Raw genomic sequence first — 23,281 nt, 5'->3', positions numbered from 1 at the left:
TCTACACTATATTGAACAATTCTGAAAAATCTTTGATTTTCCATTTACTTTCAGGAACATCTCCAAATCCATACTCTGCTAGAATAAACGGCACTCCAGCTTGACAAGAGGCCTCATAATCTCCCCGAATATCTCCTACATAACAAGCACTTTGGGATTGATTTCTTTCTATGATTAAACGAATATTCTCTCCTTTTCCTTTTCCTGTATTTCCAAAACATTCTATATCCGTCACATATTTTTCCAAATTTGTTTTCTTTAAAAACATTTCAATGTATCCCGACTGACAATTGCTTACAATAAAAACTCTGTGTGTTTTTGACAATTTTATAATTGTTTCTTTCACATTTGGATACAAGATATTACACTCATCATTTTCCAAGTCCTCATGCTCATATTGACAGCAAAGTTCCATTACATTTTCTTTTTCCTCTTCTGAACACCCTTCTAAAACAACATCTGCAATTTCCTTCATTGTTCTACCAAATAAGGTTTTTAACTGTTCTGCTGTCACCTTAATATCCTTAACTCCTGCATTTTGAATTGCTCTATTCCATGATTTTGCAACCAATTCTGTAGAATCCCATAAAGTCCCATCCACATCTAAAATAATACTTTCCGCTTGCATTTTTTCTCCTATATTTCTCTTGTATATTTTTTTAACCACTCTTTCTCTTCTTCATTTAAGTATGGAGAAACTTTTTCATATACTGTTTTATGATAAGCATTCAAATATCCTCTATATTCTTCTGTCAACATTTCTGGCTTAATTGCATCTAAATCAAATGGGATATATGTGATTGTTTCTAAATACATGAATTGTCCATATTCATTTTTTTCCCCTTTACGCACAAGTACCTCATTTTCTAAACGAACTCCATGTGAACCCTCAATATATACCCCAGGTTCAACTGTAAGTATCATACCTTCTTGCAAAACTGCTGTATTTCCTTCCCGATATTTTGATTGAAAATTTGCAGGATCTTCATGAATGTTTAATAAATATCCCATCCCATGACCTGTTCCATGATTATAATCTTTATTTCTTTCCCACAATGGTTTTCTTGCTAAAATATCTAAGTTAACCCCTGTACACCCTTCTATAAATTTTGCGTTTGACAACTCTAAATTACACATAGCCACAACCGTAAAATCTTCTTTCATGTTTTCTGGTATTTCTCCTAAAGCATACGCTCTTGTAATATCTGTTGAGCCTTCATAAAATCCTGCACCTGTATCAGTCAAGAAAATATTGCCTTCTTTTAATTGTACATCTGTTTCAGGTGAAGATGTATAATGGCAAAGCGCTGCATGTTCCCCATAGGAAGAAATCGGTTCAAAACTTGGTCGAATAAAGTTTCCCATTTCTGCACGAAATTCATCTAATTTGTCCGATGCACTCATTTCTGTAATTGCCATTTTCCCAACATTTTCTTTTAACCACTTCATAAATTTAACATGTGCAACACTATCCTTTATTTGTGCTACACGAATGTTTTTCACTTCTGTCGCATTTTTCATCGCCTTAAATAGAACTTCTGGATTCCTTTGTTCTATTTTTTTTACGTCTTTGGAAATATTGCTATCAATCGCATAGTTCAAACACGTTGGATCAATCAAAATAGTTTCTTTTTCATCAATTTGTTTTACATCTTCATAAATAGCATTATACTCATGTAAAACAATACCCTCTGTTTTCATACTTTCTTTAATTTCAGCATTCAATTTTGTTTCATCGATATATAAGTGCATTTCATTCATAGTAATAATTGCATAGGAAAGAACAAGAGGGAAAAATTCAATATCATTTCCACGTATATTCAAAGTCCAACAAATATCATCTAACGTTGTCAAAATGTGTGTAGTTGCACCATATTCTTTCATCACTTCTCGAATTCGATGTAATTTGCTCTTTGTGGATTCTCCTGCATATTTTTCTTCCAAAACAAAAACCGGCTCTTTCGAAAGAGATGGTCTGTTTTCCCAAATTTCTCCAATCAAATCTACATCATATATAATTTTCCCTTGTTTTTTTTCTACTATTTTGGAATATTTCTGCCCATTCCCCATTGAAACAACCCTACCATCAAAACCAAGCGTCTGCCCATTTTGTAATGTTTCTTCTAAATAGGCATCTAGTGTAGGGACATTCTTTTGGCCCATTTTCATCATCTGAATCTCTGTGCCTTTTAATTGTTCTGCTGCTTGAATAAAATATCGCCCATCTACCCATAAGCGTGCTTCATGTAAAGTAATCACTGCCGTTCCAGCAGAACCACTAAATCCTGTAATAAATTTTCTTGATTTGAAATATTCTCCTACGTATTCACTTTGATGAAAATCTGCTGTTGGTACAATATACATATCAATACCATATTTTTTCATCTGCTCTCTCAACATTAAAATTCTTTCTTGAACACTCATTTTCTCTCCTCCTATTAAACAACATATAACTATAGAAAAAGCTACTACACTTCCGTGTTGCAGCTTTTCCCATTGTCATTATTTCATGTCTCTTAAGAATGCTTTGTATCCTTTATATCCTTCATAAATATCTGCTTTACTTGCAATCTCCCATGGAGCATGCATAGATAATACTGCCATACCACTATCAATAACATTCATACCATAGTCTGCCATGATGTAAGCAATTGTTCCGCCTCCACCAAAGTCAACCTTTCCTAACTCTGCTGTTTGGAAACCAATTTCATTGTCATCAAATACTTTACGTATTTTTGCAATATATTCCGCATTTGCATCACTTGAACCACTCTTTCCTCTTGCCCCAGTATATTTGTTTAAGCAAAGTCCACGACCAAAATATGCTGTATTTTTCTTCTCAAATGCATTTGCAAACATTGGATCATATGCCGCACTAACATCAGAAGAAAGCATATATGAATTCTGAAGTGCACGTCTTACTTTCAATGAAGATTCTCCGGATGTGAGGGCAACTAATTCTGCTACTGCATTTTCAAAGAATTTTGATTCCATACCTGTCGCTCCCACACTTCCAATTTCTTCCTTATCTACTAATAAACAACAACTTGTTCTTTCAGGATTTTCCACTTCTAACATAGCAAACAGAGAGGTAAATGCACAAATTCTATCATCATGTCCATATCCCATAATCATGCTTCTATCAAATCCACAATCTCTTGCCTTTCCAGCAGGCACAATTTCCAATTCAGCAGATAAGAAATCTTCTTCTTCAATTTCATAATTTTCTTTCAAGAAAGAAAGAATAGTTGCTTTTACTAATTCTTTTTCTTCTTTATCTTCTGTTGCAAGTGGCTTTGAACCAACTAAAACATCTAGTCCTTCTCCTTCAATGACAACACTTGCTTTCTTATCCATCTGTTCTCCTGCAAGATGAATTAAAAGATCAGAAATAACAAGTACTGGATCTTCTTCTTTTTCTCCGACAACAATATTGACAGTTGTTCCATCTTTTTTAGCAACTGTTCCATGAATTGCTAATGGAATAGCCACCCACTGATATTTCTTAATTCCACCGTAATAATGTGTATCTAAGTATGCTAAATCTGTATCTTCGTAAAGTGGATTCTGTTTGATATCAATTCTCGGAGAATCTACATGTGCTCCAAGAATGTTCATTCCTTCTTCTAAAGGTTTCTCTCCAATTTGAAATAAAGCTAATGCTTTTCCCATCTGATTTACATATACTTTATCTCCTGCTTTTAATTCTGTATTTTCAACAATACACTCTTCCAGATTACGATAGCCATTTTCTTCTGCCATAGAAACAGCAAGACTTACACATTCTCTTTCTGTTTTTCCTGCATCAAGACAAGTTTTGTATCTTTCACTAACTTTTTCTACTTCATTTAACTGTTCGGCAGTATACTGTTTCCACATATTTTTTCTTTCCATAGCGTATTCTCCTTACCTTAATTTAATTCTCTGTCATTATATCGCTTTAAATAGCAAAAGTCAATTAGAAAAAGAAATGTGACATTTGAAACTCAAATGCCACATCTTTTTTAATTCAAATCAATCACAGAAACTGGACAATTATCTCTCGCATTTTCTGCACTTTCTAATGTTTCTTCACTTATATCAACATAGGCCTCTGCTATCCCTTCGTCATTAAATCGAAAGACTTCTGGGCAAAGACTTACACACATTCCACATGAAATGCAACCTTCATTTACTTTTGCTTTCATGAATGCACCTCCTTTTTATTTAGAGTTTCCTTTTTTTCTTTTTTTATACACTTACCATATATGCATCAAATGTTGCATGATAAGCGTTACAGCAGTAATTCCAACCCAACATGACATTCCGAGCAAAATTGGACGTCCTCCACTTTTTACTAATTTAACAACATCTGTGTTAAATCCTATTGCCGCCATCGCCATGATAATAAAGAATTTAGACAACTCTTTCAATGGATTAAACACTGTTACTGGTACACCCATTGATATTGCAACTGTTGTAATCAAACTTGCCCCTATGAAAAATAAAATAAAAAACGGAAATACTTTCTTTAAGGATACATTTCCTCCACTTTCTACTTCTGCTTTTCTTGCTCGTACACAAGCCAACACAAGTGTAATCGGAATAATTGCCAATGTTCTTGTTAATTTTACTGTTACTGCTTTATCTAAAGTCTGACTTCCCAATTGATACATACTATCCCATGTTGAAGCGGCAGCCGTAACAGAGGATGTGTCATTTACTGCCGTCCCTGCAAAAATACCAAAAGCTTCTCCAGACGTTGTAGAAAATCCAAGTTTACTTCCAAGAATCGGGAAAATTAATGCTGCTAAAACATTAAATAAAAATATAACAGAAATTGCCTGTGCAACCTCTTCTTCTTCTGCATCAATAACAGGAGCGGTTGCTGCAATTGCAGATCCTCCACATATAGATGAACCTACACCTATTAAGGTAGAAATCTTTTCAGGCATACGTAATGCTTTATGCAGTATATAGGAAATAATCAACGATGTACTAATTGTACAAATGATAATAGGTAACGATTGTTTTCCTGTTTCCATTACTACTTCCAAGTTCATTCCGAATCCCAACAATACCACTGCGTACTGTAAAATTTTCTTTGATGTGAATTTTACTCCGGGTTCAAATGTAGATTTATCCTTAACTAAAGTTGCTAAAATCATTCCTGCTATTATGGCAAATACAGGTCCTCCTATAATCGCAAATTGTTTTCCCAAAATACTTGAAGGCACTGCTATCATAAGACACAATAACAATCCTTTCCAGCTTTTTTTCATAAATTCCATTTTCCTTTTTTCTCCTTACTATTTCGCTAAATGTACTCCCGCTATTGTTCCATCGGCAACTGCTGTGGATACCTGTCTTACTTGTTTTACTCTTATATCTCCTACCGCATAAACTCCTGTTATCTCAGTTTCCATATTTTCATCTACAGGAATAAATCCATCCTCTAATTGTATTTCAGAATATAATTCTGTATTTGGAATTGTTCCTGCATAAACAAAAACTCCACAACCAGGATCAGCAATCGTTTCTATTGCTCCCGTTTTTTCATCTGAAATTTCCAACAATTCCACCTTATCTACACCATATACACCGTGAAGTCTTGATTCTAGACGCAAAACTATATTTGAAGTCTTTCCAACCTTTTCTTTAAACTCGCTGATACAGCCTAACGTTTCTTCGAAGTGTATAATAGTAACTTGCTCTGCATACTGTGAAAGATACAATGCTTCTTTCACTGCACCATCTGCTCCACCTACAACATAAATATTTTTTCCTTTATATTTTGCCCCATCTTTTTGCGCGTTCATTCCCATGCCTTTTCCTGCAAGTTTTGTTTCTCCTGTGATTCCCAATTTTCTTGGTCTCGTTCCATTTGCTAACACCACTTTTTTAGCAGAAAACATTTTATCATCTGTATAAATTTTTTTCGTTCTTCCTTGAAGTTCAACACGTTTTACTTCATCATATACAATATCAATTCCAGCATTTTCTGCTTGTTTTTTCAATCTTTCTGAAAAACTAATACCTGTTTCTTCTGACACAATCCCTGCATAATGAGTAACTGTAGATACCTTTCCAATCAAACCACCTACAGTATTTTTTTCTATTATTAACACCTTTTTTCCTCTACTAACTGCATAAATTCCTGCACTGATTCCTGCTGGGCCTGCACCGATAATCACTACATCATACATCATAATATTCTCCTCTTTTCATTTATTTAAACTTATTACGTTTCTGTAATTAATACTATACTCTTCCATATTCATTTTGTAAAATTATAAATATTGATATTACCATAAATATTTGTTATGATAATATTATGAAATTTATTTGGAGGAAACTATGCTTGATTTTAGAATGGAAACCTTTTTAAAAGTATGCGAATACATGAATTTTACTCATGCAGGGCAAGCACTTAATCTCACTCAACCTGCTGTTTCGCAACATATCAAATATTTAGAAAAAAAATATAATTCTCCCTTATTTATACGGGACAAAAAACGCCTCATTCTTACTCCTGCTGGTGAAATTTTACGTTCAGCTTTGGAAACTATGCGGAATGATGAAACAACATTAAAAAAGAGAATGAAAGAAAGTTTAGTAGGAAAAAATATTCTCACCTTCGGTGTAACAATGACGATAGGAGAATACTCTCTTGTTCCTGCACTAACTAAATTAATTAAATCTCATGAGAACACTGATTTTCATATTCGTTATGGAAATACTCAATCTCTTCTTCGCTCTCTTTACAATGGAAGTATTGACTTTGCTATTGTAGAAGGTTATTTTAAACCCGATAACTACAATACTCGCATTTATGCAACCGAAGAATATATTGCAGTCGCTTCCACAAAACATAACTTTCAAAATCCAGTACACGGACTTACTGACTTGACTTCTGAACGGTTAATTATAAGAGAGCAAGGTTCTGGTACAAGAGCTATTTTAACCAAAGCTCTAGCCATGAAAAATATGTCTGTCAATGATTTTGAACATATTGTAGAAGTGGAAAATATCCATACAATCGTCAATCTCCTTCGACAAGATTGTGGTATTTCCTTTTTATATAAAGCTGCTGTCGAAGAAGAAATTTTAAAGGGGACTTTAATGCAAATACCTTTATCTGATTTTATGGTAAAGCATGATTTTACATTTCTTTGGAATAAAGATAGTGTCTTTTCAACAGAATATGAAAAAATTTTTGAAGAATTAAAAAAATATGGAACAATGTAAAAAGGGATTGCTTAAGCAATCCCTTAATTTATATGCGCTATTAATTATTCAATAATTGTAGCAACACGTCCTGAACCTACTGTACGTCCACCTTCACGAATAGCGAAACGTAATCCCTGTTCCATAGCTACTGGGTGAATAAGTTCGATTGACATTTCTACGTTATCTCCAGGCATGCACATTTCTGTACCTTCTGGTAAGTGGCAAACACCTGTTACGTCAGTTGTTCTGAAGTAGAACTGTGGTCTGTAGTTGTTGAAGAATGGTGTATGACGTCCACCTTCATCTTTTGTTAATACGTAAACCTGAGCTGTGAATTTTGTGTGACATGTAACACTACCTGGTTTAACAAGAACCTGTCCTCTTTCGATTTCTGTTCTCTGAACACCACGAAGTAATGCACCAATGTTATCACCTGCTTGAGCTTCGTCAAGAAGTTTACGGAACATTTCGATACCTGTTACTACAACTTTACGTGTTTCTTCTTTGATACCAACGATTTCAACTTCATCAGATACGTGAAGTGTACCACGTTCAACTCTACCTGTTGCAACTGTACCACGTCCTGTGATTGAGAATACGTCTTCTACTGGCATTAAGAATGGTTTGTCTGTATCACGTTCTGGATCTGGAATGTAGCTATCTACTGCTTCCATAAGTTCCATGATTTTATCTCCCCATTCTCCGTTTGGATCTTCAAGTGCTTTAAGAGCAGATCCCTGAACGATTGGAGTATCATCTCCTGGGAATTCATATTCGTCTAATAATTCACGAATTTCCATTTCTACTAATTCTAATAATTCTTCATCGTCTACCATATCACATTTGTTCATGAATACTACGATGTAAGGAACACCTACCTGACGAGAAAGTAAGATATGTTCTCTTGTCTGAGCCATAACACCGTCAGTAGCAGCAACTACAAGGATAGCACCATCCATCTGAGCAGCACCTGTGATCATGTTTTTAACGTAGTCAGCATGACCTGGGCAGTCAACGTGAGCATAGTGACGTTTTTCTGTTTCGTACTCAACGTGTGCTGTAGAGATTGTGATACCACGTTCTCTTTCTTCTGGAGCTTTATCGATGTTCTCGAAATCTACTTTTGTGTTACCTTCAACTCTTTCAGCTAATACTTTAGTAATAGCTGCTGTTGTTGTTGTTTTACCATGGTCAACGTGTCCGATTGTACCAATATTACAATGTGGTTTACTTCTTTCAAATTTAGCTTTAGCCATTTTGAATAATCCTCCTTAATTCTATCGCCCCTTTTATAAGGGGCGTATTGTTTATTTTATTGTTTACTCGGTTATCTCTGATTATATTTCAAATCATGCAGATTTTCAAGTGTTTTTATTGTTTTTCATATGCTAAAACAATAGTTTTCTTATTTTGCTTTGTTTGCTAATACTTTTTCCTGTACGTTCTTTGGAACTGGCTCATATTTTTCGAAGAACATTGAGTAGTTACCACGACCTTGTGTTCTTGAACGTAAGTCTGTAGAATATCCAAACATTTCTGATAATGGAACGTATGCACGTACGATTTTTCCACCACCTAAATCGTCCATACCTTCGATACGTCCACGACGAGAGTTGATATCACCGATAACATCTCCCATGTATTCTTCTGGCATTGTTACTTCTACTTTCATAATTGGTTCAAGAAGTACTGGTGCAGCTTTTGCCATAGCATCTTTGAATGCTAAAGAACCTGCAATGTGGAATGCCATTTCACTTGAATCGACTTCATGGTAAGAACCATCATAAACAGTTGCTTTAATACCTACAACTGGGAAGCCACCAAGCATACCAGATTTCATAGCTTCTTCAATACCTTCTCCTACTTTTGGAATGTATTCTTTTGGAATAGCTCCACCTACTACTGTAGATTCAAAGAAGAATGTTTCTTCACCATTAACATCTGTTGGTTCAAATTTAACTTTACAGTGTCCGTATTGTCCACGTCCACCTGATTGTTTTGCATATTTACTATCAACATCAACTGCTTTTGTGAATGATTCTTTGTAAGCAACCTGAGGTGCACCTACATTTGCTTCTACCTTAAATTCACGAAGAAGTCTATCTACGATAATTTCAAGGTGAAGTTCACCCATACCAGCAATGATTGTTTGACCTGTTTCCTGATCTGTGTGAGCACGGAAAGTAGGGTCTTCTTCTGCAAGTTTTGCTAAGGATTCACCAAGTTTACCTTGAGATGCTTTTGTTTTTGGTTCAATAGCTAACTCAATAACTGGTTCTGGGAATTCCATAGATTCAAGGATTACTGGGTGCTGTTCGTCACAGATTGTATCTCCAGTTGTAGAGAATTTAAATCCGATTGCAGCAGCAATATCTCCTGAATATACTTTATCAAGTTCTTCTCTCTTATTTGCGTGCATCTGTAAGATACGTCCAACACGTTCTTTTTTGCCTTTTGTTGCATTTAATACGTAAGAACCTGAGTTCATTGTTCCAGAGTAAACTCTGAAGTATGCTAACTTACCTACAAATGGGTCAGTCATAATTTTAAATACTAACGCTGAGAAAGGACCTTCATCAGAAGATTCTCTTACAACATCATTTCCGTCTTCGTCAACACCCTGAATAGCAGGAACGTCAACTGGTGAAGGCATAAATTCGATAACTGCATCAAGAAGTTTCTGTACACCTTTATTTCTATAAGCAGTACCACAGCATACTGGAACTGCTGTACATTCACATGTACCTTTTCTTAAAGCTGCTTTTAATGCTTCTGTAGATGGTTCCTCTCCTTCTAAGTATTCCATCATTAAGTCATCGTCTAATTCACAGATTTTTTCTACTAATTCTGTACGATATAATTCTGCATCATCTTTCATATCTTCAGGGATATCTGTAATAGAAATATCATCACCCTTATCATCATTGTAGATGTATGCTTTCATTTCAAATAAGTCGATGATTCCTTTGAATTCATCTTCTTTTCCGATTGGTAATTGAATACAAATTGCATTTTTACCTAATCTTGTTTTAATTTGTTCTACTGCTCCATAGAAGTTTGCACCTAAAATGTCCATTTTGTTGATGAAAGCCATTCTTGGTACATTGTATGTGTCAGCTTGACGCCATACATTTTCTGACTGTGGTTCAACTCCACCTTTAGCACAGAATACACCTACTGCACCGTCAAGTACACGAAGTGAACGTTCAACTTCTACAGTAAAGTCAACGTGTCCTGGAGTATCAATGATATTGATACGATGTTCTAAAGCACCTGCTTTAGGTTTGCAATTTTCTTGCAATGTCCAATGACAAGTTGTAGCAGCTGAAGTGATTGTGATACCTCTTTCCTGCTCCTGAGCCATCCAGTCCATTGTAGCAGTACCTTCATGAGTATCACCAATTTTATGGTTAACACCAGTATAGTAAAGAATACGTTCTGTAGTTGTAGTCTTACCAGCATCAATATGTGCCATAATACCAATGTTTCTTGTTCTCTCTAATGGATATTCTCTTCCAGCCAAGACTTTTTCCTCCTATATTAGAAACGGTAGTGAGCAAATGCTTTATTTGCTTCTGCCATTTTGTGCATGTCTTCTTTCTTCTTCACAGATGCACCTGTATTGTTTGCTGCATCAAGAAGTTCGTTTGCTAATCTTTCTTCCATTGTTTTTTCTCCTCTTTTACGAGAATACAATGTAATCCAGCGAAGTGCTAATGCCTGTCTTCTGTCTGCTCTTACTTCGATAGGTACCTGATATGTTGCTCCACCGATACGTCTTGCTTTAACTTCAAGTACTGGCATAATATTATTCATTGCTTCTTCGAATACTTCGATAGCTGGTTTGTCAGATTTTTCAGCAATTCTTTCAAATGCTCCGTATACAATTTTCTGTGCTACACCTTTCTTACCGTCTAACATAATGTTGTTGATAAGTTTTGTAACCACTTTATTATTGTACATTGGATCCGCTAATACGTCTCTTTTTTGTGTATGTCCTTTACGTGGCACGGTCCTTCCCTCCTTAATCATGTTTTTGAAACTTTCGTTTCTGCTAAATTAATTCATCGGTACTCACATGTGTCTATGAATATGAAACACTCTGCTCATTTTCGCAGATATACTTGATTGCTAAGTTTGTACTCACTAAGCACTCAATGCATGTGTTATCGTGCGGGACTTTATTTCTAACCCGCAACCAACAGGAATCATAGTTCTGTTTGTGATAACGATTTTAGTTACAATTATTTTATTTTGCGTCTTTTGGTCTCTTTGCACCGTATTTAGAACGAGCCTGACGTCTTTTTGCAACACCTGCTGTATCAAGTGTTCCACGTACGATATGGTATCTTGTACCTGGTAAGTCTTTTACTCTACCACCACGAATAAGAACAACGCTATGTTCCTGAAGATTATGTCCTTCTCCTGGAATGTAACTTGTTACTTCGATACCGTTAGAAAGACGAACTCTGGCGATCTTTCTAAGAGCTGAGTTAGGTTTCTTAGGTGTTGCTGTCTTAACTGCTGTACAAACACCTCTCTTCTGTGGTGCAGAAGCGTCAGTTGCTTTCTTTCTTAAAGAGTTATATCCTTTCTGTAAAGCTGGTGCTGTAGATTTTTTAACAGCAGTCTGACGTCCTTTTCTTACTAACTGATTAAATGTTGGCATTCCTTTCACCTCCTATGAATACTGTTTTGGTTGCCGAGTATGAGTTACTCATATTTGTACGCACGAAAAAACTAGGCTTTTATGCGTACTTGTTTAGTTTATTACTAACTTTTCTAAAAGTCAACCCCATATACACAAAAAAATAGGTTTTTCATAGATTTTATGTTATTACATATGATTTCGGTATTCATTTGCCGAAATTCCTTCTATTTTTTTAAACACTCTTGAAAAATGCGAAAAATCAAGAAACCCAACTTTTCTCGCCACATCGCCTATACGAAGGGAAGAATCTTCTAACATTCTTTTCGCATATTTAATTCTAGTATCATTTAAAATTTCTGTAAAACTTTTTCCCACTTCTTTATTAAGTAATTTACTCAAGTGCCACTGACTGACATATGTTTTCTCCGCAACCTCTGACAATGTCAATTTTTCATTATAATGTTCATCAATATATTTCATTGCGTTTTTCACGATAAAAGAATTTGCTTTTTCATGTGGTTCAACTAAAATATGTTTCTTCTTTAAATTTTCCGTCATTGTTTCTACAGCTTCTTCTATCTCCTTCATACTTGATGGTTTAAGCAAAAATCTTGTTACTCCTAAATTAATCGCCTGTTGTGCATAATCAAAATCTCTATATCCAGTCAATATACTAATTTCCATATCGGCAAACTCCGATTTTAAACCAACAATCATTGTTAATCCGTCCAACTCCGGCATGGAAATATCACAGAATATTATGTTAGGTTTATACTTCTGAATCAATTCTGTTCCTTCATACCCATCATTTGCAGTAGCCACCACTTCACAATTCCACTTTTCCCATGGAATACTTTTAGATAATCCTTCCACTATGATAGGTTCGTCATCGATTATCATCACCTTGTACACTTCTCACACCTCTGCATATGTTTTCTTTCCCATGTCTTTACCGTCTTATTATATAGATGCCTTAAAAGTTTGTCAAAATTTCATCATTCTTTGTCCATTAGTAAGGCCTCATTTAATAAAACTTTCGCATCTTTTTTTCCTTCTACTACATCTACAACTCCGTCCATAATTATTTTATACCCCTCTGGACATATTCGTGCATCCATTGATTTATTTAATGAACTAGCACTTTCAAGTAAATTATTTTCAGTTTTTGTTAAAGGTGTTCTTTTGGTTTCAGCTTTCCCCTTAAAAGTTGCAATTCCATTTCCACCCCAATATTTTATAAGTGATTTCTTTTTTATATGTTCTTCCACAAAACGAACTGCCAACTCCCTTTTTTTGGGATTTTCCCAAGCTCTTCTTGTAATATAAAATCCTGAAAAAACTCCTCCTATCAAAGCATTTTTTTTTGCTTTCTGATTGGGAACACCCGGGAAAGGAACAACTGTCACTTTATTTTCCATTTTCGTATCGGCAAGGCTGCTTGCATACCACGAGCCTTCCAACTGCATTGCGGCTTCGCCTTTTCGAAACAATTGGAAAGAAAAGTGTTCCGTATACGTATCTAAACTTTCTTGAAATGCCCCTATATTTTTCAATTCTTTTAATGTTTCAAATGCCTTTTCCCATGTTTTGAAATCACTTTGTGGAATAGTCGCATATTCTTCTTCTCCTGCTGTATATAATAAAAGATGTTCAATCCAATAGTGTGGTACATAATTCAAAGATACAGCTATAGGTATAATTCCATGTTTTCTAAATGTACGAATTGCTTTTACTAATGATTCCCAATCCGTTGGAATATCTACGTTGTATTTTTGAAATAACTCTTTATTGCAGAACAATCCTTCCCAATATCCTGTTGTTGGAACCGCTCTTATTACCCCATCTCTATTTCTAACGGCTTCTAATGCAGTCCTTTTTATATCTTTTGCATATTCGGGATATTCTTTTTGAATTTCTTCTACCGAAACCAATTTGTCTGCTTTCAAAAAAGAGTCCGCCACCGCATCTGTAAAAAATTGAATAATATCCGGTTCGTTTCCCACTGCAAAATTTGCCGCAACTTTCATTTTCCAATCTTCATCACAAATTTGTGACTCATCTTCAATAACTACATTTTCATATTTTTTGACAAATTCTTCATTAATAGTTTGATATACTTTTGCACTTGGAGTTGCTCCACCATACATCGAAACCGTTTTCAAAACAATTTCCTCTTGCACTTCCTCTTCTTTTACTTTCCCATCAGATTCTACAATTAAAATTATCATGAATATGCAACAAACAATAAAAAACAAACCTATTTTTCTTCCCATATCTGTTCTCTTTTCTCTTTCAGTTCAATTTCTACTTGGTGTTTCTTTTCTTCTTCATCCTTTGGTTTCCACTTATAAGGAATGAGCATTTTAAAACTGATATGTTCTTCCTTTATTTCTATATCCAAACCATATTCTTTTCCATATATCAACTTAATACGCTCATTTACATTACGGATTCCTAAGGAAGTATGCTTTCCTATCCCTTGGATATCTTCTGGAATATCATATAAAATTCTACGAATTCTATCCTTTTCTTCTTTACTCACTCTGCCAGAAGTATTTATAACTTCTAGAACTACTTCATTTCCTTTTCGGTAAATACAGATTTTAATTATTCCTCTTTTTACTCTTTCAATACCATGAATAACCGCATTTTCCAAAATCGGTTGTAATACAAGACGTGGAACCATTGTATCTAATATGGATTCATCGATTTCTTTTTCAAATATAAGTCTTTCTCCAAATCGTTTTTTAGTAATAAATAAATATGCTTCGGAACATTTTAACTCCTCTTTTAATGTCGTTAGTTTTTGATTTTCTCTATTCATACGATAATCCATAACCGTTCCTAGTGCCTCTATCATTTCTGACACTGCAAAATCTCCAGTCATTCTCGCTTGCCAATTCATCATCTCTAATGTATTATTGATAAAATGTGGATTAATCTGTGTCTGTAGAGCTAAAATTTTTGCATCTTTTCTCGCCATTTTTTCATCATAGACACAATCAAATAAGTATTTTACCTTTTTTGACATATTATTAAACGAGCTCACAAGATAATCAAATTCCTTATTGGGCATATCTTCAATTTCAAGAACAGCCCCTAATTCCCCTGCCTCAATAGCTTTCGATACATTTACCAACTCACGAATGGGATTTCCTATTTGCTTTTCTCCAAAATAAAAGATTCCTACTGTAACTGGAAGAATTGCTGTAAATATGATACTAATCACACGATAAAATTCATATAAACCAGAATATACTTCTTCTGAATTAACTAAGAACAAAACCCCCATATTGTAAAAATTATATTCTTTCATATTCATATATGCATTGTAATTTAGGTCTTTTACTAGAAACAAATTTTCTTTTCTAGATTTTCGATATCGATCAAACAATTTATCTATAACATACTTTTGACTTTTCTCACCCACTTTCCCATGCACTTGAACTAAATTCATTTTCTGGTCTATTACTAACGCTACATTTTCTTCGTTTCCTATTTCCAATCCATGAAATAATCTTTCAATATCCACTTCCGCAACTAAAGTTCCGAATTTCTGATAATCAAATATAGTATATAAATTATGAACAATAAATAATCTACCCTCAATCACTTTCAACTGAACATAAGATGTGTCTTGTTGACGAATTTTTCTTATTTCTGGTTCAATGCTTCTAATATATTCATCAAATTGATGTTTCTTTTTTTCATTATAAGAAATAACATGTGGACTTTCCACCTCATAAAAAGCAAACATTGAAAATCTTCTATCTAAATTAAACTGCTGTTTTGATAAAATTGTAATCATATCTATGAATTCTTCTTTTGGCTTAATGCCATTTCTATATTCTTTCCATACTTCCTCATAACTTCTTTCATAAGAAATTTGCAAACAACTTTCTATCAAATCATCTAACCTTCCAGCTACAAGTGAAGAAATGTTCTGCATTTCGCTTTCTATCATTGCGTCCGTCCTTTTAGTCATCTCCATTCGATAAGAAAACACTGTAAATCCAAACACACAAATTACAGGAACGACCCAACATATAATAACTAAGATTAAAATACAATTTCTTATGGAAGCTTTCCGTTTTTTTCTTTTGCTCATACATTTTCCTTCATTCCAAAAATATTTTTTCTTAACTTATACAAGTTTTGTATTATACTCATATTTGTTGGTAAATTCCATATTTTTCCATTTATTCCAATATTTTAACAAATAATGCCAAGAATCGTCATGGTATGCCTTCTTTTTTTATTCTATAATAAATGAATAACTGAAAAAAACAAATTTGGAAATTCATTTCCATGGAAAAGGAGAGTATTATGTTAAAACTAAATACCGCAGTAGCTAACACCATAAACGGGCAACTGCAGAGTAAGGAACCATGCATTATTCAATTAAATCTTGAAATTTCTAAAGATAACATTATAGAATTATTAAACAGACTAAACAAAGAAGAATCTTTAGATACGAATAAGGTTCAACACACAAATGATAATACCTTTACTTCTCAAATCACATCCATTATTCATGAAATTGGTGTTCCTGCACATATCATGGGATACCGCTATCTTAAAGACGCCATTTCGTTAGCAATTGAAGAACCAGACAGTATTACAGCTATCACAAAAATTATTTACCCTGAAGTTGCATCTAAAAATCATACTACACCAAGTCGAGTAGAACGTGCCATTCGCCATGCCATTGAAGTCGCTTGGTCAAGAGGCAATATGGACGTATTAAATCATTTCTTTGGCTATACCGTAAGTGCCGATTCCGGTCGACCTACCAATTCAGAATTTATTGCTCTTGTTGCTGATTATATCAGTTTAAAATCTCAAAATAAAAGCATTTTTCTACATTAATTCCAAAAAAACACGCCTTGTTAAAAGTTATCCTTTTCAACAAGACGTGTTTTTTATTTTCTAAAAAATTCCTATTCTTCTGGAACTACAATTAAATCTTTTGTAAAGTTATTTAATACTTCACAACCATCTTCTGTGATGATTACAAGGTCTTCGATACGAACACCGATTCCCTCATCTGGTAAATAAATACCTGGTTCAATAGAGAAGCACTGTCCAACTTTAATGATATCTTCATTTACAGAAGAAACATCTCCGTATTCGTGATCTTCCATACCAATAGAATGACCTGTTCTATGTGTAAAATACTGTCCGAAACCTTTTTCTTCAATATAATTTCTACAAGCTAAGTCTACATCACACATTCTGTTACCAGGTTTAGATGCTGCAATACCTCTTGCTTGCGCTTCTTTAACTACTTCATATACTTCTCTTGCTCTATCTGATACTTCACCAATAAATACTGTTCTTGTCATATCTGAACAATAATCATTTAAAATACCACCGATATCAAGTACAACTGAGTCTCCACGTTTTCCTTTTGTATCATCTGTTACGTGGTGTGGATCAGCACCTGATTTACCATATGCAGTAATTGGGTCAAAAGAAACACCTGAATGTCCTGATTGTGCATATTTTTCACGAACAATAGCATCTAATTCTTTTTCTGTGTATCCTTTAACAACTAGTGGAACTAATTCTTCCATAATTTTATCATTTGCTGCTGATGCTTCACGCATTAACTGCTGTTCTTTTTCATCTTTGATCATTCTTACATAGTCAACAATCATAGAACCATTGCGGAATTCACTTCCTGCACCTAATTCCTGTAATCTTAATAAGAATTTTGCTGGCCAAACTTTATCAATACCGATTGGTTTGTCTTTTTCTACAAATCTGCTTAAGATTTCTACTCCGTCTTCAATATCATCGTACCAAACTAAATCTACGCCAAGATCCTTTTCCTGTGGGAACAATTTATTGATAACTAATTTGTGATCTCCATTCACATTTAGGTAAAGAGCTAAAAGTCTTTCACCTGGATGAATCCATTTTCCTGTTAAATAATAAATACTTGGAGGATCAGAAATAATCATCTGTGGCATTCCCTGCTCTTCCATCGCTTTTAAAATTCTACTTACTTTTCCTGCATCCATTATGTAATGCCTCCTCTGTTTTATTGTGCTTTCCTTTTGCACTATAATTTAATTATAGTATCATTTCTATAGTGTGTCAATAAAGCAATGATTACTTTTCTTTCGTAAATTTCTACGAAACACACTCGTTTTGTAAAATCTCATTTAATGCATTTTTACTACTTGTATGACATCGCACAATATTTGCATTACATTTTTGTGCCTCTGTAACTGCACAACGTACCATTTTATGTGAAACCGTATTTGTAAATAGAATTACCAAATCTGGACTTCCAATTTGTTCACTTAAGTTCGCCGTCATTTGCGTAAAAACTTTCGCCTTACAATTATATGATTTACAAAGTTTCTTATACTGCCCAACCATTCGATCATGTCCTCCAACAATAACTACACTCATATTATCCTCCTATCCTACGTAACTTGTCATAATTTCTTCCATATGAACACCATTGTAAACAAGAAAAATCAATGTTTCCTTTGCCACTTCAAATTTATGGAATAATTTTAATTTTTCTGTCATATTTTCATATACTTTCCAATAACCAGCATAAAGAAAACATCTCCCTTCATTCTCCATAAACCCTTTTACATCTTCTAAAGGATACCCTAAAAGCAATCCCATTTCATGCGGAAACACTCCACCTTCTTTCATATAAGTTGCATATCGCATTTGAAATGTTTTTAAAATCTTTCCAAACTCAAATACACTATATCCTTCTTGTTGAAAAAATTGCCTAATTTCTTTTCGACAAAGAAATTCTTCCAACTGTTTACGCCTAAAAAGGAGGTATGTTACTTTTTTTTCAGTTTGTAACATTTTATAATACGAAAGACCACTCTTTCCTATTATTTCTCTAACTTGTCTCTCATTTTCCAACGAGACAATGAGCAGATTAGAAATTTTCAATCCGGTAATCAGTGGGGCGCACTGCAAAGCTAATTGTGTTTCTATATTTTTTAAATCCATTTCCCTTACAATTTCAAATATTTCCCTGCTCATTCTTTTCCTCCTGTTAGTTAGTTTTATCTAATTAAGATTCATTTTAACTAATTAAATTCATCACGTCAAGACAAAATAACCATTTTTTTATTTATTATGACCGAAAAACCGTATATTACATCACAAAAAAAGACATGAACTCTAATTAAGTTCATGCCCTCTTTTGTTACTTTTTACTTTTTCAACATTTCGATAATTTTATCCATATTATTGAAAGTAAAATAACGAACCTGTCCATTATCATCAAATTGTGCCGTTCCATTTGCTTCAAGCTTCTCACTATTTCCATTTTCATAGTTTACCTGAAGTTTTACATTAAACTCATGATAATCTTTCTTTTCATCTATTTTGATTTCCTCTATTTTCATATTACAACCATTTTCATAAGATAGAAGCATCATTTGATACGTTCCGGTCTCCAAAAGGGTATCGTAAGCATCTTTTGTCATTAATCCTTTGAATTTTTCTTCTATCCAACTAGGAGTTGAAGAAGCATCATTAAGCTTCTGGTATTCTTCATTACTAATAGGTTGAAACAATTCTTGTAGTACTTTTTTGAGATTGTCCGTACTTTTTGCAGTTTTTCCTTGGCTACACCCCACCAAACAGATACTTAATAAACAAAGTAGGTAGAGAAAAAATTTTTTCTTCATCAAATAACCTCCTTTTTGGAAATCAGAATTTATTTTGTGGAATAATTATACTCTTTTACATTTTACTTACTTTATCTGCAATGGACATTGTAGACTTTCTGTGGGATACAAGTATAATTGTTTTATTTTCTTTTTCTTCCAACAAGGTCTTTAAAATAATACCTTCATTTAAACTATCAATATTGCTTGTTGGTTCGTCTAGAAGAATAATTGGAGCATCATGTAAAAATGCTCTCGCAATTCCAATGCGCTGTCTTTCCCCACCCGAAACCGAATCTCCTAATTCTGCAAGTTTTGTGTCATATCCAAGTGGAAGTGAAAGAATAAATTCATGGATAGATGCTTTCTTTGCTGCTTCAATAACTTCTTCTCGTGTCGCATCTGCTTTTGCTATCTTAATGTTATTTTCAATAGTATCTTCAAATAAAAATGTTTCCTGCGTTACATAAGAAATCTGTTTACGCAATTGTCTTGTATCAATTCCATTTACATCTTGATTTCCATACAATACCTGACCTTCTTTCGTTTCATAAAAACGCATAAGTAATTTTAAAATTGTTGATTTCCCACAACCACTTTCACCTAAAATTCCATGTATTGTATTTTCCTTGATTTGTAACGAAAATTTCTCCAAAATATTTTTTTCTGCATTTGGATACGCAAATGTCACATTTGAAAGTTGTAATTCCCCATTAGGAACAGATATATTGCTTTCCACTTCTTCTACAACCGGCTCTTCTTCTAAGAGATTTAATACACGATTTCCACTTGCAAGTGTTTGATTTAAATTATTTGACAATGCTGATAATGCGCCTGTAGGTCCAAAAGAACTCATCATCGCAATTGTACAGATAATCGTTTCTCCTACTGGAACAAGTGCAGTACTTGCAAGAAGCATAACAACACCCGCCATCAAAATAACTATGTCTGTGGCTACTCTCTGACGCCCTTCCTGCTGCTTTAACTTCTCGTTTACTGATTCTAGTTCATCAGTAAATCTATCCATTTTGTCTTCACGTTCTTTTTCTTTCCCATACTGTAAAATTTCATCTAACCCATATAAATTATCTAAAACTGTTGTATTTAAATTTCCATATAATTTGCGGTATTTCTGACCATATTTTTGCCCTGCTTTACTATTGATAATCGGGATAATTGCTCCAATTACAATGTAAAAGAATAATGCAATTGCTCCTAAAATCCAATGATATTGACCGATGAAAAGAACCATAACAATAGAAGTTAATATTGCGATGACAATAGGTGAAATTGTATGTGCATAAAATACTTCTAATAATTCTATATCGCTTGTGATAATAGAAATTAAATTTCCTTTTTCTTTCCCATCTAATTTTGCAGGAGCTAATTTACGAAGTGCCGAAAAAATTTGATGTCGAATACTTGCCAATAATTTAAAAGCAATATAGTGATTGCTTGCTTGTTCAGCATAACGCAATATTCCTCGCAATACAGCACAAACAATTGCTAAAACAAAAATAGTTGTTAAGGACATTGTTGTATCTACACCTAAAACATTCCCTATTCCCATTCCGCCAAGTACTGTAATGAAAATCGCCATAAGATTTCCAATACATCCCATAAAAATCGCAACAAGCATTACAGTGATCAATGGACGTATCATTCCAATCAATCCAAACATTACTTGTCTTCCATTTCTTGATTTATTCATAGGAAACTGCCCCCTTCCCAAATTTTTCTAACTCACTTTGCTGTTTAAAGATTTTATAGTAATATCCTTTTTCTTCACAAAGTTCTTCATGTTTTCCTTTTTCTACAATTTTCCCATCTTTTTGTACATAAATTTGATCTGCCGATATTACATTTGCTAATCTATGAGAAATTAGGAGTACAGTTTTCGTTTTTGCCAACTCTCTTACTACTTCCATAATTTGATTTTCACTTTCCACGTCTACATTCGACGTGGCTTCATCAAAAATATAAATCGCACTATTGTGTAAGATTGCTCTCGCAAGAGCAAGTCTTTGCTTTTGTCCACCGGATAAGTTTGAAGCTTTCTCTTGTAAAACATACTCTAAACCACCACTTTTTTCGACAAACTCTAATAAATGTACTTTTTCTAAAGCTTTTCTCATTTCTTCTTCTGTTGCATCTTCTTTACCCATCAGAAGATTTTCGCGAATTGTTCCCGCAAACAAATAACTATCATGCCGAATTCTTGTCACTTTTTCTCGAAGTACTTTCGGAGAAATTCTTTGTAGATTTATTCCATCTATCATAACTTCTCCATGATCAGCTAAATAATCCCCCATTATAATAGAAGTAATCGTACTTTTTCCACAGCCAGATTCACCAACTAATGCTGTCAACCCATGTCCCGCCTGCAAGTCTATAGAAGATAATATCTGTTTTTCTTCATCATAAGAAAAATCTACTCCCTTAAATGTAATTTCATCTCCCAAAACTTCTTCTATCTGATCTTCCTTTTCATCTTCTGTTAAATCAACCAATTTAAAAATTTTATCTGCTGCTGCATTTCCATTCATTGCAATATGGAAAAAGGATCCAAGAAGTCTAAGTGGTAAGAAAAATTCTGCTGAAACCATAATCATGAAGAAGCACTCTGCCAAGGAAACATTTCCTCCACGATATTCAAGCACACTCAAAATCATTCCAACACCTGCACCTCCGTATGCAATCAAATCCATGATGCTAATAGAATTTAATTGCATAATAAGAACGCGCATTGTCACTTTTCTAAATTTTTCTGCTTCTTCATCCATTTTTTTTGCATAGCGTCCATCCGCTTCATAAATCTTTAATGTGGCAAGTCCTTGCAGACATTCCAAAAAGGAATCCCCCATCTCTGTATAGGTTCCCCAATATTTTGCCAACATTTTTTTTGCAAATTTTTGAACTGCTACAATAGAAAGTGGAATCAAAGGAACACAAACAAGAAGTACGATTGCTACTTTTATGCTCATCGTTCCAACAACAACAAACAATGTAATTGGAGCAAGCATACTATAGAAAAATTGTGGAACATATTTTCCAAAATAAATTTCTAATTGTTCTACACCCTCTGTACTTATTTGAACGATTTCTGATGTTTGAAAATACTTTTTATATTGATTTCCCATGCGCATCAATTTCTCATATACCATCGTTCTCAACTTTTTCTTTACTTCTTTTGAAGCTTGAAAAGATAATCTTGTGTTCCAAAGTGACATCACACTTCTAACAAGAATTACTATTCCAAGTACAACAAGTAATCTTATCCCCTTTTCCTTTAAATCTACACCTGAAACCATCGTTTCTATAAACCCTGCTATAGTAAATAGAAAAATAATATTTGCCAACAGCATAACCCACTGGCTAAAAACCATTTGTACAACCTTTTTCTTTGTATCTTTAAATTCTGAAAGTAATCTTTTATGAAACATTTTTCTTTTCTCTCCTTCCTCTTTTATACTGCAAAATATGCATCATACAGAAAACACAAAATAGCACTGCAGATATTTTATGAACTGCACTTATCCACACCCATGACTTTAATACTGGAATTAAAAATCCACTTACTGTCATAAGTATAATAATTACAATCAGTACTATATCAATTTTCTTACTATTTCTCACTTCTTTTCTCCTTCTATTCAATTAAGCAATGATAATCATTCTCATTTAAAAGTATATGAAAAAGGAGATATGTTGTCAACATAAAGAAAAAGCCTGCATAACAAATTTATACCGGCTTTTCTCATAT

At 33.9% G+C, this 23,281-nt stretch carries 22 protein-coding genes; 2 read left to right on the top strand and 20 right to left on the bottom strand.

All coding sequences use genetic code 11. From position 1 onward, the window contains the following. Position 1 precedes the first annotated feature (1 nt). From ACY2U7_RS01655 to ACY2U7_RS01630, 6 genes are all read right to left on the bottom strand, one after another. Complete coding sequence (locus ACY2U7_RS01655; protein ID WP_461812653.1) at positions 2–628, bottom strand: HAD family hydrolase; 627 nt, start codon at positions 626–628, stop codon at positions 2–4. Positions 629–636: 8 nt separating this feature from the next. After that, positions 637–2,424 carry an aminopeptidase P family N-terminal domain-containing protein gene (locus ACY2U7_RS01650; RefSeq protein WP_461812652.1) on the bottom strand — a complete coding sequence of 596 codons (1,788 nt, stop codon included), beginning with the start codon at positions 2,422–2,424 and terminating at the stop codon, positions 637–639. A gap of 78 nt (positions 2,425–2,502) precedes the next feature. Next, positions 2,503–3,894 (bottom strand): aminopeptidase, encoded by a 1,392-nt coding sequence (locus ACY2U7_RS01645; RefSeq protein WP_461812651.1) that lies wholly within the window; start codon positions 3,892–3,894, stop codon positions 2,503–2,505. 110 nt (positions 3,895–4,004) lie between these two features. Beyond that, positions 4,005–4,187 (bottom strand): ferredoxin, encoded by a 183-nt coding sequence (locus tag ACY2U7_RS01640; protein WP_461812650.1) that lies wholly within the window; start codon positions 4,185–4,187, stop codon positions 4,005–4,007. Between the two features lie 51 nt (positions 4,188–4,238). After that, positions 4,239–5,270, bottom strand: coding sequence for a YeiH family protein (locus ACY2U7_RS01635; RefSeq protein WP_461812649.1), 1,032 nt, complete (start codon positions 5,268–5,270; stop codon positions 4,239–4,241). 18 nt (positions 5,271–5,288) lie between these two features. Beyond that, positions 5,289–6,188, bottom strand: coding sequence for an NAD(P)/FAD-dependent oxidoreductase (locus tag ACY2U7_RS01630; RefSeq protein ID WP_461815734.1), 900 nt, complete (start codon positions 6,186–6,188; stop codon positions 5,289–5,291). A gap of 148 nt (positions 6,189–6,336) precedes the next feature. Here ACY2U7_RS01630 and ACY2U7_RS01625 point away from each other — a divergent pair, with 148 nt between their 5' ends. Continuing rightward, on the top strand, positions 6,337–7,227 hold the full coding sequence (locus ACY2U7_RS01625; protein ID WP_461812647.1) for a LysR substrate-binding domain-containing protein: 891 nt from the start codon (positions 6,337–6,339) through the stop codon (positions 7,225–7,227). A gap of 44 nt (positions 7,228–7,271) precedes the next feature. Here ACY2U7_RS01625 and tuf read toward each other — a convergent pair whose 3' ends face one another. From tuf to ACY2U7_RS01590, 7 genes are all read right to left on the bottom strand, one after another. Next, on the bottom strand, positions 7,272–8,465 hold the full coding sequence (gene tuf, locus ACY2U7_RS01620; RefSeq protein ID WP_461809933.1) for an elongation factor Tu: 1,194 nt from the start codon (positions 8,463–8,465) through the stop codon (positions 7,272–7,274). A gap of 149 nt (positions 8,466–8,614) precedes the next feature. Then, positions 8,615–10,732 carry an elongation factor G gene (gene fusA, locus ACY2U7_RS01615; protein WP_461812646.1) on the bottom strand — a complete coding sequence of 706 codons (2,118 nt, stop codon included), beginning with the start codon at positions 10,730–10,732 and terminating at the stop codon, positions 8,615–8,617. A gap of 17 nt (positions 10,733–10,749) precedes the next feature. Further along, positions 10,750–11,220 (bottom strand): 30S ribosomal protein S7, encoded by a 471-nt coding sequence (gene rpsG, locus ACY2U7_RS01610; protein WP_009461574.1) that lies wholly within the window; start codon positions 11,218–11,220, stop codon positions 10,750–10,752. Positions 11,221–11,458: 238 nt separating this feature from the next. Next, positions 11,459–11,878, bottom strand: a complete 420-nt coding sequence (gene rpsL / locus ACY2U7_RS01605; protein WP_009461575.1) for a 30S ribosomal protein S12 — start codon at positions 11,876–11,878, stop codon at positions 11,459–11,461. Positions 11,879–12,046: 168 nt separating this feature from the next. Then, the gene (locus tag ACY2U7_RS01600) at positions 12,047–12,760 is read right to left on the bottom strand and encodes a response regulator transcription factor (protein WP_461812645.1); all 714 of its coding nucleotides are present in this window, start codon (positions 12,758–12,760) and stop codon (positions 12,047–12,049) included. 95 nt (positions 12,761–12,855) lie between these two features. Further along, on the bottom strand, positions 12,856–14,133 hold the full coding sequence (locus ACY2U7_RS01595) for an ABC transporter substrate-binding protein (protein ID WP_461815733.1): 1,278 nt from the start codon (positions 14,131–14,133) through the stop codon (positions 12,856–12,858). Next, a complete protein-coding gene (locus ACY2U7_RS01590; protein WP_461812643.1) occupies positions 14,118–15,968 on the bottom strand; it encodes a sensor histidine kinase in 1,851 nt (616 codons plus the stop codon). Before ACY2U7_RS01590 ends, ACY2U7_RS01595 begins: the two co-directional genes overlap by 16 nt. Before the next feature lie 218 nt (positions 15,969–16,186). Here ACY2U7_RS01590 and ACY2U7_RS01585 point away from each other — a divergent pair, with 218 nt between their 5' ends. After that, on the top strand, positions 16,187–16,729 hold the full coding sequence (locus ACY2U7_RS01585; protein ID WP_461812642.1) for a sporulation initiation factor Spo0A C-terminal domain-containing protein: 543 nt from the start codon (positions 16,187–16,189) through the stop codon (positions 16,727–16,729). A 71-nt stretch (positions 16,730–16,800) separates the two neighbouring features. On the opposite strand, the gene ACY2U7_RS01580 is transcribed toward ACY2U7_RS01585, so the two are convergent. From ACY2U7_RS01580 to ACY2U7_RS01550, 7 genes are all read right to left on the bottom strand, one after another. Further along, complete coding sequence (locus ACY2U7_RS01580) at positions 16,801–17,886, bottom strand: M24 family metallopeptidase (protein WP_461812641.1); 1,086 nt, start codon at positions 17,884–17,886, stop codon at positions 16,801–16,803. 112 nt (positions 17,887–17,998) lie between these two features. After that, a complete protein-coding gene (locus ACY2U7_RS01575) occupies positions 17,999–18,283 on the bottom strand; it encodes a DUF2325 domain-containing protein (protein WP_461809927.1) in 285 nt (94 codons plus the stop codon). A 9-nt stretch (positions 18,284–18,292) separates the two neighbouring features. Further along, the gene (locus ACY2U7_RS01570; RefSeq protein ID WP_461812640.1) at positions 18,293–18,886 is read right to left on the bottom strand and encodes a DUF3793 family protein; all 594 of its coding nucleotides are present in this window, start codon (positions 18,884–18,886) and stop codon (positions 18,293–18,295) included. Between the two features lie 173 nt (positions 18,887–19,059). Next, on the bottom strand, positions 19,060–19,539 hold the full coding sequence (locus ACY2U7_RS01565; protein WP_461812639.1) for a hypothetical protein: 480 nt from the start codon (positions 19,537–19,539) through the stop codon (positions 19,060–19,062). A gap of 55 nt (positions 19,540–19,594) precedes the next feature. After that, positions 19,595–21,229 carry an amino acid ABC transporter ATP-binding/permease protein gene (locus ACY2U7_RS01560; protein WP_461815732.1) on the bottom strand — a complete coding sequence of 545 codons (1,635 nt, stop codon included), beginning with the start codon at positions 21,227–21,229 and terminating at the stop codon, positions 19,595–19,597. Beyond that, positions 21,222–22,961 carry an ABC transporter ATP-binding protein/permease gene (locus ACY2U7_RS01555; protein ID WP_461815731.1) on the bottom strand — a complete coding sequence of 580 codons (1,740 nt, stop codon included), beginning with the start codon at positions 22,959–22,961 and terminating at the stop codon, positions 21,222–21,224. Before ACY2U7_RS01555 ends, ACY2U7_RS01560 begins: the two co-directional genes overlap by 8 nt. Continuing rightward, positions 22,951–23,154 (bottom strand): hypothetical protein, encoded by a 204-nt coding sequence (locus ACY2U7_RS01550; RefSeq protein ID WP_461812636.1) that lies wholly within the window; start codon positions 23,152–23,154, stop codon positions 22,951–22,953. Before ACY2U7_RS01550 ends, ACY2U7_RS01555 begins: the two co-directional genes overlap by 11 nt. Positions 23,155–23,281 lie beyond the last annotated feature (127 nt).

It is taken from the genome of Faecalimonas sp. (assembly GCA_029264305.1).
Lineage (GTDB): Bacteria > Bacillota > Clostridia > Lachnospirales > Lachnospiraceae > Faecalimonas.
This window is presented reverse-complemented; position numbering and strand designations above follow the sequence as displayed.

Bases quoted from the DNA above. Each gene is read 5' to 3' on its own strand.
- ACY2U7_RS01655 (WP_461812653.1), bottom strand. From the start codon at position 628: ATGCAAGCGGAAAGTATTATTTTAGATGTGGATGGGACTTTATGGGAT.
- ACY2U7_RS01650 (WP_461812652.1), bottom strand. From the start codon at position 2,424: ATGAGTGTTCAAGAAAGAATTTTAATGTTGAGAGAGCAGATGAAAAAA.
- ACY2U7_RS01645 (WP_461812651.1), bottom strand. From the start codon at position 3,894: ATGGAAAGAAAAAATATGTGGAAACAGTATACTGCCGAACAGTTAAAT.
- ACY2U7_RS01640 (WP_461812650.1), bottom strand. From the start codon at position 4,187: ATGAAAGCAAAAGTAAATGAAGGTTGCATTTCATGTGGAATGTGTGTA.
- ACY2U7_RS01635 (WP_461812649.1), bottom strand. From the start codon at position 5,270: ATGGAATTTATGAAAAAAAGCTGGAAAGGATTGTTATTGTGTCTTATG.
- ACY2U7_RS01630 (WP_461815734.1), bottom strand. From the start codon at position 6,188: ATGATGTATGATGTAGTGATTATCGGTGCAGGCCCAGCAGGAATCAGT.
- ACY2U7_RS01625 (WP_461812647.1), top strand. From the start codon at position 6,337: ATGCTTGATTTTAGAATGGAAACCTTTTTAAAAGTATGCGAATACATG.
- tuf (WP_461809933.1), bottom strand. From the start codon at position 8,465: ATGGCTAAAGCTAAATTTGAAAGAAGTAAACCACATTGTAATATTGGT.
- rpsL (WP_009461575.1), bottom strand. From the start codon at position 11,878: ATGCCAACATTTAATCAGTTAGTAAGAAAAGGACGTCAGACTGCTGTT.
- ACY2U7_RS01600 (WP_461812645.1), bottom strand. From the start codon at position 12,760: ATGATAATCGATGACGAACCTATCATAGTGGAAGGATTATCTAAAAGT.
- ACY2U7_RS01595 (WP_461815733.1), bottom strand. From the start codon at position 14,133: ATGGGAAGAAAAATAGGTTTGTTTTTTATTGTTTGTTGCATATTCATG.
- ACY2U7_RS01590 (WP_461812643.1), bottom strand. From the start codon at position 15,968: ATGAGCAAAAGAAAAAAACGGAAAGCTTCCATAAGAAATTGTATTTTA.
- ACY2U7_RS01585 (WP_461812642.1), top strand. From the start codon at position 16,187: ATGTTAAAACTAAATACCGCAGTAGCTAACACCATAAACGGGCAACTG.
- ACY2U7_RS01580 (WP_461812641.1), bottom strand. From the start codon at position 17,886: ATGGATGCAGGAAAAGTAAGTAGAATTTTAAAAGCGATGGAAGAGCAG.
- ACY2U7_RS01575 (WP_461809927.1), bottom strand. From the start codon at position 18,283: ATGAGTGTAGTTATTGTTGGAGGACATGATCGAATGGTTGGGCAGTAT.
- ACY2U7_RS01570 (WP_461812640.1), bottom strand. From the start codon at position 18,886: ATGAGCAGGGAAATATTTGAAATTGTAAGGGAAATGGATTTAAAAAAT.
- ACY2U7_RS01565 (WP_461812639.1), bottom strand. From the start codon at position 19,539: ATGAAGAAAAAATTTTTTCTCTACCTACTTTGTTTATTAAGTATCTGT.
- ACY2U7_RS01560 (WP_461815732.1), bottom strand. From the start codon at position 21,229: ATGAATAAATCAAGAAATGGAAGACAAGTAATGTTTGGATTGATTGGA.
- ACY2U7_RS01555 (WP_461815731.1), bottom strand. From the start codon at position 22,961: ATGTTTCATAAAAGATTACTTTCAGAATTTAAAGATACAAAGAAAAAG.